Annotated in this window: 12 protein-coding genes; 5 read left to right on the top strand and 7 right to left on the bottom strand. The window is 43.2% G+C overall.

The window, feature by feature from the left end:
* Positions 1-99 precede the first annotated feature (99 nt).
* Positions 100-1,227 (top strand): DNA replication/repair protein RecF, encoded by a 1,128-nt coding sequence (gene recF, locus IQ234_RS17665; protein WP_193958035.1) that lies wholly within the window; start codon positions 100-102, stop codon positions 1,225-1,227.
* Between the two features lie 164 nt (positions 1,228-1,391).
* On the opposite strand, the gene rpiA is transcribed toward recF, so the two are convergent.
* The 3 genes from rpiA to IQ234_RS17650 all read right to left on the bottom strand — a co-directional run bounded on the left by rpiA (position 1,392) and on the right by IQ234_RS17650 (position 4,036).
* A complete protein-coding gene (gene rpiA / locus IQ234_RS17660) occupies positions 1,392-2,102 on the bottom strand; it encodes a ribose-5-phosphate isomerase RpiA (RefSeq protein WP_193958034.1) in 711 nt (236 codons plus the stop codon).
* Between the two features lie 72 nt (positions 2,103-2,174).
* A complete protein-coding gene (locus IQ234_RS17655; RefSeq protein WP_043995843.1) occupies positions 2,175-2,705 on the bottom strand; it encodes an RNA recognition motif domain-containing protein in 531 nt (176 codons plus the stop codon).
* A 44-nt stretch (positions 2,706-2,749) separates the two neighbouring features.
* Positions 2,750-4,036, bottom strand: a complete 1,287-nt coding sequence (locus tag IQ234_RS17650) for an RNA-guided endonuclease InsQ/TnpB family protein (protein WP_193958033.1) — start codon at positions 4,034-4,036, stop codon at positions 2,750-2,752.
* A 701-nt stretch (positions 4,037-4,737) separates the two neighbouring features.
* Between IQ234_RS17650 and IQ234_RS17645 the strand changes: the two genes are divergently transcribed.
* Both IQ234_RS17645 and IQ234_RS17640 read left to right on the top strand, forming a co-directional pair.
* Positions 4,738-4,938: an NblA/ycf18 family protein gene (locus IQ234_RS17645; RefSeq protein ID WP_002791926.1), complete on the top strand. Its 201-nt coding sequence runs from the start codon at positions 4,738-4,740 to the stop codon at positions 4,936-4,938.
* Positions 4,939-5,071: 133 nt separating this feature from the next.
* Complete coding sequence (locus IQ234_RS17640; protein ID WP_193958032.1) at positions 5,072-5,953, top strand: universal stress protein; 882 nt, start codon at positions 5,072-5,074, stop codon at positions 5,951-5,953.
* Positions 5,954-6,076: 123 nt separating this feature from the next.
* Here IQ234_RS17640 and arsC read toward each other — a convergent pair whose 3' ends face one another.
* From arsC to IQ234_RS17620, 4 genes are all read right to left on the bottom strand, one after another.
* Positions 6,077-6,472, bottom strand: a complete 396-nt coding sequence (gene arsC / locus IQ234_RS17635; protein WP_193958031.1) for an arsenate reductase, glutathione/glutaredoxin type — start codon at positions 6,470-6,472, stop codon at positions 6,077-6,079.
* Between the two features lie 23 nt (positions 6,473-6,495).
* Positions 6,496-7,143 carry an arsenical resistance protein ArsH gene (arsH, locus tag IQ234_RS17630; RefSeq protein ID WP_193958030.1) on the bottom strand — a complete coding sequence of 216 codons (648 nt, stop codon included), beginning with the start codon at positions 7,141-7,143 and terminating at the stop codon, positions 6,496-6,498.
* Between the two features lie 19 nt (positions 7,144-7,162).
* Positions 7,163-7,894 (bottom strand): MIP/aquaporin family protein, encoded by a 732-nt coding sequence (locus IQ234_RS17625; protein ID WP_193958029.1) that lies wholly within the window; start codon positions 7,892-7,894, stop codon positions 7,163-7,165.
* A 105-nt stretch (positions 7,895-7,999) separates the two neighbouring features.
* On the bottom strand, positions 8,000-8,338 hold the full coding sequence (locus IQ234_RS17620) for an ArsR/SmtB family transcription factor (protein WP_193958028.1): 339 nt from the start codon (positions 8,336-8,338) through the stop codon (positions 8,000-8,002).
* A 194-nt stretch (positions 8,339-8,532) separates the two neighbouring features.
* Between IQ234_RS17620 and psb30 the strand changes: the two genes are divergently transcribed.
* Together psb30 and IQ234_RS17610 are read left to right on the top strand one after the other, a co-directional pair.
* Positions 8,533-8,652 (top strand): photosystem II reaction center protein Ycf12/Psb30, encoded by a 120-nt coding sequence (gene psb30 / locus IQ234_RS17615; protein WP_002736367.1) that lies wholly within the window; start codon positions 8,533-8,535, stop codon positions 8,650-8,652.
* A 320-nt stretch (positions 8,653-8,972) separates the two neighbouring features.
* Positions 8,973-10,529: a M16 family metallopeptidase gene (locus IQ234_RS17610; protein WP_193958027.1), complete on the top strand. Its 1,557-nt coding sequence runs from the start codon at positions 8,973-8,975 to the stop codon at positions 10,527-10,529.
* Positions 10,530-10,592 lie beyond the last annotated feature (63 nt).

The following is a 10,592-nucleotide window of genomic DNA, read 5'->3' as shown; positions in this document are numbered from 1 at the left end:
CCCCCAACACCCTACACCCCACTTCATAATTTATAATTCATAATTCATAATTTATAATTCATAATTCATAATTCATAATTCCCCAACCCCCAACTTGCAATGTATCTCGAACACCTGCACCTTCACAGTTTTAGAAATTATGCCGAACAGTTGCTAAAATTCGAGTCCAAAAAAACAATATTATTGGGCAATAATGCTCAGGGAAAATCCAATTTACTAGAAGCGATCGAACTTTTGGCCACTCTCAAGAGCCATCGAGTCAGCAAGGATCGAGATCTGGTGCTAGAATCGGACTCAGAGGCGAGAATTTTTGCTAGGGTTAAGCGTCTTTATGGCGCATCAGAATTGAGTTTAATTCTCCGTTCTTCCGGTCGTCGCACCGTGATCCGTGACCGTCAACCCCTGCGCCGTCATCTCGATTTTTTGGGCGTGATTAATGCGGTACAATTTTCTAGTCTTGATCTGGATTTAGTGCGCGGTGGTCCGGAAGCTCGCCGAGATTGGTTAGATACTTTATTAATTCAATTAGAACCCCTATACGTTCATATTTTACAGCAATATAATCAGGTTTTACGACAAAGAAATGCTCTTTTAAAAGAGATTCGTAAACAGGAATTAGAGGGAAAAGTTTGTGCAGATCTATCCCAACTAAAACTCTGGGATTTACAATTAGCAGAAACAGGTTCAAGAGTAACGAGAAGAAGGGCGCGAGTCCTGCAAAGATTAATTCCTTTAGCCCAAAAATGGCACGAAAGTATTAGCGGAAAAACTGAATTTTTAGAATTACAATATATCCCTAATGTGCCTTGGGTAGAAGATGATGTCAATGGGGTACAAAGGGCTTTTTTAGATAAGATTGAAACCCGTCGTTTGGCCGAGAAACAACTAGGGACATCGGTAGTCGGTCCCCACCGGGATGAAGTGGATTTTTTAATTAACCAAAACCCCGCTAAATCCTACGGTTCCCAAGGACAACAAAGAACCTTAGTTTTAGCCTTAAAATTAGCGGAATTACAGTTACTAGAGCAGATTATCGGGGAACCTCCCCTACTACTCCTCGATGATGTTTTAGCGGAATTAGATATCGAACGACAAAATCAATTATTAGATGCGATCGAAGACCGTTTTCAAACCTTAATTACCACGACTCATCTCAGTTCTTTTGAGTCTCGCTGGTTGCAATCTTCCCAGATATTTTATGTCAAAAAGGGACATATTTTTTATTAGCCTATAGTCATTTCTTTGTTTTGCTCTTTGTCTGTACACACCCATAATTCGATCCCCCCTTAATCCCCCCTTAATAAGGGGGGGATCTGACAGTTTTTAACACCTAACTACTTAACAAAACAGGCCTGCGGCCTGTTTCACTATTAGCTTAAGAATAATTAAACCTACTTAATCTCGCGCACTACCGGCTTACCGTCAATAATTTCACCGACGAGAATTAGGTCAGCAACCCCGACAAATAAACCATTTTCTAAAACCCCCGGCATATTATTAATAGTTCTTTCCAAATCAGCCGGATCATCGATACTATCAAATTTAACATCGATAACTAAATTGCCTTGATCTGTCACCACGGGGCCAGCTTTTTTCACTCCCATGCGGAGAGAAGGTTTACCACCGAGGGCCTCTAATTTCAGCATCACCGGAGTCATGGCCATGGGTAACACTTCCACCGGCAAAAGAAAAGTCGATCCCAACTTATCCACCAGCTTATTGCCATCCACTACCACGACAAAAATATCGGCGAGACTATCGACAATTTTCTCCTGAGTATGGGCAGCACCGCCGCCTTTAATCAGGTTTTTCTGGGGATCCACCTCATCGGCCCCATCGATAGCGATATCCATCTTCACGATGACATCGAGGGTAGTGAGGGGAATTCCGTACTTCCTCGCCAAAACTTGCGCTTGAAAAGAAGTAGGAACCCCGACAATATTGCTGATTTCCCCGCTTTGCAGTCTAGCACCGAGATATTCGATCGCATAGGCCGTCGTTGAACCAGTTCCCAATCCCACGACCGAATTAGATTGAACTAGATTAGCGGCGGCCTTACCGACCTCCTGTTTCATGATAATGATCGGATCGATTGCTGTCATGATGCACATTCCTAAAAGCGATGTTTTGAACCTCTTAGTTATCGGCTATCCCTTGCCCTCTTGTCAATGGAATTAGGGATTAGTGGCCTGAGCTGCTAACATTTCCTTGAGTTTAGCCAATTCATTGGCCCAACGGGGATCCGGCTGTAAAGCGTCACCATCGCCGGTAACTTTCGGGGTACTGCTGCTACCCCGTTCAGCCTTGCGTTTTTTGCCGCCGCCGCCACCACCACCACTGGATTTGCGCGGTGCTGCCGTCGTCGGTTTCGGAGTCGGTCTTTCGACTTTTTCCGGGGTTTCTACGCTGGCCTCCGGGCCTTCTGCTTCTTCTCCTTCTTCTTTACCTCCCTTGCTGCGGGGGAGAGCTTTCTCGATTTTGATCGGGTTTTCCATGAAGGATTGACCGTTGTATTTTTCGATAAACTGGTCAGCTAGTTCATCACTAGGGACGGTAACGAAGGCAAAACCGCGACATTTGCCAGTTTTGCGATCTTTGATGACTTTAGTGGTGATCGTATCCCCTTCATCGGCAAAAAGCGCCTGTAATTTTTCGCGCTCGACGGATTCTTTGGGTAAATTACCAACGTATAGACGAACGGACATGATGGATTCCTCCAAGTATAGGGTGATTTGACATACTCCCACCGTCAAGCTACGCTGTGACGGGGGATTCTTTCCACATTGCTGTTAGAAATTCCTTGTTCAACGAGACAGCTTAGATTCTCAATGTCTCCATTAAGAATCCAGAGGCCGGACTCTCCCAAGGCGTTTGGGTCGGTTTCTGTTTGCCCAACAGTACCGTTGAGATAATTTCCCAAATATTGTAACCCTTTTTTAAGAATATTTATTGCTGCATTATGATCCCTATCTAAGACTGTTTGACAGTTAGGACATTGATGAGTTCTAGTGCTTAATGTTTTTTGAACTCTCGTCCCACAAACTGAACAATCTTGAGAAGTGAAATGCGGCGGCACAGCAACACAAACAATCCGATAAATCTTGGCAAAATAATTCAACCATTGAGTGAATTGATACCAAGAAGCATCAGAAATCGATTTGGCAAGCTTAGGGTTTTTGACTAAGTTTCTTACCTTTAAAGCCTCATAGACTACCAGATCATTAGACTGGACTAACGCCAAAGCGTCTTTAATTGCTTTGTCTTTACGTTGTCTTGATACTTTAAGATGAAGTTTAGCTACTTTTATCCGTTGCTTGTGATAGTTTTTAGACTGTTTGTTTCCTTGACGAAACTTTTTGGATAATCGTCGTTGTGCTTTTTGAAGTCGTTTTTCTGACTTTCTTAAATAACGTGGATTCTCTACGGTATTGCCTTGAGCATCGGCATAAAACTCTTTTAACCCTAAGTCAATTCCTGTTATTTGTCCCGTTGGTTTATGGTATTCTTGCCGTTCTACGTCAATCAGAAACTGGCAATAATAACCGTCAGCACGTCTAACAACTCTTACCCGTCTAATCTGTTGCTCTGAATAATAAACTAAGGTCTTTTGACTACACCATAAATCAAATTCTCCTGCTTTAAAGCCATCAGTGAACTTGATTTTACGTCGATCATCTGATAGTTTGTAGCCCGTTAGTTTATACTCAACCGAACGGTTATGTTTTTTGAACCGAGGAAAACCCTTTTTTCCCGGTATCTTAGCATGACAATTCTGATAAAATCTATTAATTGATTGCCAGGCTCTATCAGCAGCCGATTGACGAGCTTGAGAGTTTAATTTATTAACCCATGGTGTCTCTTTATTGTTAGCTAGTACCGCGCAAAGTTTTTGGAGATCATTGCGGGTTGTCCCTTGATTGTCCAGCCAATAACGAACACACGAATTACGCACAAACTGAGAAGTTTTGATAGCTTCATCAAGCCGGTGATATTGCTCTGGTGTTCCGTTTTTTAGCTTTGCTTCTACGACTAGCATCTAACAATCCTCGACCCTTGGCTAAGTTAATTATAACACAGTTTACCCACAGATGATGGAATTAAACCGATGCTCTGCGGTTGATATTCTGGTCGGATTTCAACATCGCAAAGCTGAGTATCTTGTCGAAAAATGTAGCGGGGGCATTCATCCGACATTTTAGGTAAAAACTTGTGCGACATTCCGTGCCTGTATGCTGATTTTTTTAAGGCAAACAGAGCTAAGGAGGATGTTTCCCAGCGATAAGCTTGTAGTTTCTGCACGATAGCGGCTGTGTCCGTCAATTTTGACTATCCTTAACGATTTCAACGAGAGGGACGGGATCTAGGGGTTACGTTTTTAGCTTTTAACAGGCCTAATCATTCAACTTACCCGATTTATGTCGCTCTCTTCGATTATTACAGAATGTTTACACAATTTGTCAAATATTTTCTCTCGCCCTGGGCTACCTAAGTATAACTACTTAAGTATTTGTTCACAGTAAGCAAAATTTTATGAAAACTCTTGCTAAATGTATCATTATATGCTTCTTTCCTTTTCGCGGCGGGGTATCCTAGCTAACGGGAGGGAAAAAGCAAAACCCCCTTTACAGATACATTGACACTTTGTCAAGTATTTGTTACATTAGTTAAAGAAAAGAGGTGATACCGATCACCCATCTCGCTTGTTATCAACCACTGTCTTCATCGAGGAGGAACACCATGTCTCAACCGATCGAACTTTCCTTAGAACAACAGTTCAACATTCGTTCTTTTCAGACTCAGGTAGAAAAAATGAGTCAGGAGCAAGCGCAGGACTTCCTGATCAAGCTCTACGAACAAATGATGGTCAGGGAAAATATGTACAAAGCTTTTCTCAAACACCAGTGGGGCCTAGATTCTAATCCCTGGGCTTCCCAGTAACTGATTTCACCCCTTCGGGCGACCTCTTTCTCCGGCTGGGTTTCTCCAGAAACGAGCTAGGGATGCGGGGCGCATTTCTTCACCTTTTTAGCTATTCTTAGGGAAGAATAACCGAATTGCTAGGGGTTAATTTATGTTCGAGCGCGCTTTGATCTGTACAGATCTTTTCGATGGTCTCCATCGTCTTGTCCATTGTGTGCCACACTTAGCCCTGAGCGGCTTAAAACAAGTTATCTTCCTCCACAGTATTCCGGTTTGGGAACAACCCACCCTAGCTGCCGTAGATCAATCAAAAATTGACGCGGCCAAAGAAAAATTATCTCCAGCTTTAGCAAATATTCCCGACGGTATGACAGTTATTGTCGAAATCTCTAACCGTCGTCCCGTGGATGCCGTGCGGGAAATCCTCGCGCATCACTCTATTGACGTGATTTTGATGGGAAATCCCATGCGCGGTGCTGTCCAAGAAAAATTATTCGGTAGTACCAGTTTAGCGATCGCAGGTATTACCGATATTCCGCTGCTGATTTTCCGACCGCAATTATTATCAGTTTATACTCGCGATGAATTGGCCCTGCGCTGTCACCATCTCTGGAAACATTTATTAATTCCCTACGATGGCAGTTCCGACGCGATTTATCTAATTGAACAGATAGAAAAATACGCTCAAACCAGCGCCCCCGGCTCTTTTGAGCAATGTCTTCTCGTCTGGGTAGTGGAAAATATCAGTCGCGATCCCAGTGTCACCGAATACCGTTTTAATGATGCCCGTCAACAATTAGAATCGGTGCAAGCGCGACTAGAAAAACTCGGTTTGCAAGTACAGAGCGAAGTGCGATCAGGAACACCTGTATTAGAAGTTTTGACGGCAGCAGAAGAAAATGATATCAGTGCGATCGCAGTAGCCACATCCCATCGTTCTAATATGTTGGAATGGTTAGCAGTGCGTCGGATTAATGAAGATATTCTTCATCAACTGTGGTTTCCGATCTTATTTTTCTCCCCCAAGGGATAAGCTAGAAAAAAGATTCTCTTGGGGATAAACCACAGAGACACAAATAACACAGAGAGGAAGACAGATTTGATGAGTAAAATCTATCACACAAACGACAAGAGAGCCGCAAAAATTTGGAAGAAATTAACTTAACTGCTCGATTAATCCGATAACTTTAGCCTTAATTTCATCGCGAACTCGGCGAAAAGTTTCCATAGGTTGACCATCGGGATCATCAATTAACCAATCCTCGAAAATTTCCTGTAAAACCCATCCTTCCGGCAGATTGACACCGCAACCACATAGGGATATAACGGCATCGTAATCTTCGGGATTAAAATCTCTAATTGGTTTAGAAGTTTGGTCAGTAATATCGATACCAATTTCCCCCATAACTTCGATTGCTCCGGGGTGAACTTTGGCCGCTTCTAATCCAGAACTGGTGACAGCAATTTTACCCGCACCTAAAGTTTTAGCGAAACCTTCGGCGATTTGGGAACGACAGGAATTTTTTCTACAGGCAAACATGACTTTTTTCATGATTTTAACTCCTAGAAATTGACTTAATTAATAGCTTTATGGGCAATTGTGGCTATTTCTTCGGCGGCTTTTTCCTTTCTTTCACTATAGCGATCGGTCAGATAATCTACCTGATCTCGCAGGAGAATGGTAAACTTATAAAGTTCCTCCATTACATCAATAACTCGATCTCGATAGGGGGAATCTTTCATCGTGCCATCCTCATTAAACTCCTGATAAGCTTTAGCCACCGAAGATTGATTAGGAATAGTAAACATTCGCATCCAACGACCAAGAATTCGCAGAGTATTAACCGCGTTAAAAGATTGGGAACCTCCACTTACTTGCATGACTGCTAAGGTGCGGCCTTGAGTTGGCCGAATCGCACCAATACTTAAGGGAATCCAATCAATTTGGTTTTTGATAATGCCGCTAATATTGCCGTGTAGTTCTGGAGATGACCAGACTTGACCCTCAGACCATTGACTTAATTCTCGTAATTCCTGTACTTTGGCATGAGTATCGGGAACACTGCCATAAATCGGCAATTCACGAGGATCAAAAAAGCGCACTTCTGCCCCATATTCAGTAATAATTCTGGCCGCTTCTTCTGCTAATAAACGACTGTAGGAACGTGGCCGTAAAGAACCATACAGAAAAAGAATTCTTGGTTTGTGAGTCGATTGGATCATGATTACCAATAAGCAGAATTTATTTAAAGTCTCGGAAACCATTGGATAGTAAACCGTAAATAATTACAGCTAATTGAGCGCCTAAAATCGGTGCTATCCAGTAAACCCAATGGTGTTGCCAAATTGCTGCCACGAAAGCAGGCCCCAGAGAACGCGCTGGATTCATACTGGCACCGGTAATCGGCCCCATAAAAGTTGCTTCTAGAGCTACAGTTAAACCGATAGCGATGCCAGCAAAACCAATGGGTGCGCGACGGTCTAAACCAGAGCCTAAAATAACCAGCATGAGAATAAAGGTGATAATAGTTTCAATACAGAAAGCTTGTCCCCAATTTCCCTGTAAAGGCAGAGTTGCGCCCAAATTTCCCACTCGACCCAGACAAAGCACAAGGGTAGCAGAGGCGAGAATCGCACCGAGACACTGGGCGATAATATAGGGAATTACCCAAGATTTTGGGAAAAAGCCACTTGTCCAAAAGGCCAGGGTCACGGCGGGGTTAAAATGAGCCTTACTGATATGACCAAGGGCATAAATCAGGGCTGCTACCACCCCACCGAAAACCATACTGATACCGAGATGGGTAATTGCACCATCGCTGATTTGATTGACCATTATTGCCCCTGTTCCTACGAAAATCAGGATAAAAGTCCCCAAACATTCCGCTAGACATTCCCGCACACCTGACCGTTTTAAGAGACGAAAAGATGAGCGAGTTTGACTTAAAAGCGCGATCGAGAAGGGTTTCGGCATAACAGACAATCGATCGAATAACCCGATAATATATCAATAAAAGTTGATGTGTCAATGGGTAAAAGCTAGTTATAAAGCTTTAATATTTCTAAAAATCTTGATTGGTTACTTATTTTCCTCGCAGGAACGAGGGGGGACGAGGGCAGCAAAACGACGATATTCGGATAGATATTCTTCTAGGAGAAGAAATTGAGATAAATTTAGGCTGTAGTAGATCCAACGACCTTCTTGACGACTGCGGACTAAATTGGCTTCTTTGAGCGTTTTTAGATGAAAAGATAATTTAGATTGGGCGATATCCAGATGCTCGCACAATTCACAGACGCATAATTCCTGATGTCGCAACAGTTGCAAAATTTGCAGCCGTAGGGGGTCCGAGAGTGCCTGAAAACCAGTGTAAATCTGGGTTAACGAGTCGGGAGATGTGGCCGGAGAGTTGAACATTGAGAGGGTCCCTCGGTGGGAAGGAAATAGGAAAGCGGGAAAATTCAGAATTGCAACAAAACTTTATGTATTTTTGTATCGAATCAGGAAAACCAGCGAATCATCCCCTGTATGATAGACAATGGTTTTGACCAGAGACAATGGTTTTGACCAGATTAGCCTTTTAAATCATTGTAAACAGGTTAGGAGACATCATGGAATTATTTGCGGCTCTCAATTTAGAACCCATTTTTCAACTCACCTTCGTGGCGCTAATCATGTTAGCTGGCCCCTTTGTCATTTTCCTACTAGCTTTTCGTGGTGGCGACCTATAAAAACCGCCTCTCCCCAATTGTTATTCGTGCTTTTTTAACTTCTCTCCTCTTTAGGGAGAGATTTTTTGTCTAAAAGTCAGGAGTCAGGAAATAGGAGTCGGGAGTCAGGAGATTGCTTTCATTTATTCTCCCCTCTTGCCGCTCCCTTATCTCGACTCCCAACTCATAATTTATAATTCATAATTCTCACACCCCACTTCCCAATTCATAATTTATAATTCATAATTCACAATTCCCACTCCCCCTCTCCTAACAATCGACTGCTAAGATCGAACAGAGCGATCGATCTCTCGCTCCCACGACACCTGATAAAACTATCTATGATCATTAAAAATAACCCCCATTATCGGGCTGTAATCGGCTTTTGGGTCGCTTTCGTTGTGTTTTGGGGTTTTGGGAGTTTCTCACCCCTTCTTGCCCAAGCGAAAGAGGAACCAGCCGATGTACAATCGATTACCCCCTACCTTAAGCAATTTCAACAAAAAATTACCGAATTTCGCCTCGACAACGGACTAAAATTCATTATCCTAGAAAATCGCGATGCTCCGGTTATTTCCTTTGTCACCTACGCGGATGTGGGAGGTGCCGATGAACCGGACGGTAAAACAGGAGTTGCCCACTTTTTGGAACATTTAGCCTTTAAAGGCACAAAAACCATCGGTACTACCGATTATCTTAGCGAGAAAAAAGTCCTTGATCGCCTTGAAGCTATAGACAAAGAACTGCAAGCGGCCAAAAAAGCGGGTAAAAGCGCAGAAGTGGCTAAATTAACGGAAGAATTTCAACAAGCGAAGGCAGAGTCCGAGAAATTCGTCCAACGCAACGAATACGGGCAAATCGTCGAAACTCAGGGAGGAGTCGGTTTAAATGCCACCACTTCCAGCGATGCAACTAGCTATTTTTACAGTTTCCCGTCGAATAAATTGGAATTATGGATGTCTTTGGAATCGGAAAGATTTTTAGAACCGGTGTTCCAACGGGAATTTTACAAAGAAAAAGACGTAATTCTGGAAGAAAGACGGATGCGGACGGATAATAGCCCCTTGGGTCTATTAATCGAAGCTTTTCTAGATCAAGCTTATACTGTCCATCCCTACAAACGTCCCGTTATCGGCTACGATCGAGATATTCGCAATCTGGAACCCTCGGATATCCAAAACTTTTTCGATAAATTTTATCCTGCCAGTAATTTAACCATAGCTATCGCTGGAGATGTGGACCCAGAACAGGTCAAACAGTTAGCTGAGGTTTATTTTGGTCGTTTTCCCGCTAAACCGAAACCCCCACAGGTGAAGGTAGTGGAACCAAACCAAACCAAAACAAAGGAAATTACCCTAAAATTAGCCTCGCAGCCTTGGTATTTAGAAGGATACCATCGTCCCGCCCTCAATCATCCCGATCATGCGGTTTACGAGGTTATCGCCACTTTAATGAGTGAAGGAAGAACTTCGCGACTGTATAAAGCTTTAGTGGAGGACAAACAACTTGCCCTCGCTGCTCAGGGATTTAACGGCTTTCCGGGGGATAAATACCCGAATTTGCTGTTATTCTATGCTCTCAGCGCTCCTAATGTCAGCCTGGAGCAAGTAGCGCAGGGTTTGAATTTGGAATTGGAAAGATTGAAAAATGAACCGGTTTCGGAACAGGAATTAGAACGGGTTAAAAATCAACTACGGGCAGCCCTATTAAGAGGTCTTGATTCTAACATGGGCATGGCGCGATCCTTGATTGAATACGAGGTAAAAACCGGCGATTGGCGTAATTTATTCGCCCAATTAGATGCTTATAATGCTGTCACGGCTGCCGATATTCAACGGGTGGCTAAAGAGACTTTTACCCCCGAAAATCGCACTATTGGCCGAATTTTACCGAAATAGAGAGATGGGGAGATAGGGAAATGGGGAAATGGGGGAAGTGGGGAAGTGGGGAAAGTGGGGGAA

Origin of the sequence: Microcystis aeruginosa LEGE 91341 (assembly GCF_015206885.1) — a bacterium.
Classification (GTDB): domain Bacteria; phylum Cyanobacteriota; class Cyanobacteriia; order Cyanobacteriales; family Microcystaceae; genus Microcystis; species Microcystis aeruginosa_H.
The sequence above is the reverse complement of the archived record's forward strand: the minus strand, read 5'-3'. Positions and strand labels throughout refer to the sequence as shown.

Bases quoted from the DNA above. Each gene is read 5' to 3' on its own strand.
- IQ234_RS17650 (WP_193958033.1), bottom strand. From the start codon at position 4,036: ATGCTAGTCGTAGAAGCAAAGCTAAAAAACGGAACACCAGAGCAATAT.
- arsH (WP_193958030.1), bottom strand. From the start codon at position 7,143: ATGATCCAATCGACTCACAAACCAAGAATTCTTTTTCTGTATGGTTCT.
- IQ234_RS17620 (WP_193958028.1), bottom strand. From the start codon at position 8,338: ATGTTCAACTCTCCGGCCACATCTCCCGACTCGTTAACCCAGATTTAC.
- rpiA (WP_193958034.1), bottom strand. From the start codon at position 2,102: ATGACAGCAATCGATCCGATCATTATCATGAAACAGGAGGTCGGTAAG.
- recF (WP_193958035.1), top strand. From the start codon at position 100: ATGTATCTCGAACACCTGCACCTTCACAGTTTTAGAAATTATGCCGAA.
- IQ234_RS17625 (WP_193958029.1), bottom strand. From the start codon at position 7,894: ATGCCGAAACCCTTCTCGATCGCGCTTTTAAGTCAAACTCGCTCATCT.
- psb30 (WP_002736367.1), top strand. From the start codon at position 8,533: ATGGAATTATTTGCGGCTCTCAATTTAGAACCCATTTTTCAACTCACC.
- arsC (WP_193958031.1), bottom strand. From the start codon at position 6,472: ATGAAAAAAGTCATGTTTGCCTGTAGAAAAAATTCCTGTCGTTCCCAA.
- IQ234_RS17645 (WP_002791926.1), top strand. From the start codon at position 4,738: ATGTCTCAACCGATCGAACTTTCCTTAGAACAACAGTTCAACATTCGT.
- IQ234_RS17640 (WP_193958032.1), top strand. From the start codon at position 5,072: ATGTTCGAGCGCGCTTTGATCTGTACAGATCTTTTCGATGGTCTCCAT.
- IQ234_RS17610 (WP_193958027.1), top strand. From the start codon at position 8,973: ATGATCATTAAAAATAACCCCCATTATCGGGCTGTAATCGGCTTTTGG.
- IQ234_RS17655 (WP_043995843.1), bottom strand. From the start codon at position 2,705: ATGTCCGTTCGTCTATACGTTGGTAATTTACCCAAAGAATCCGTCGAG.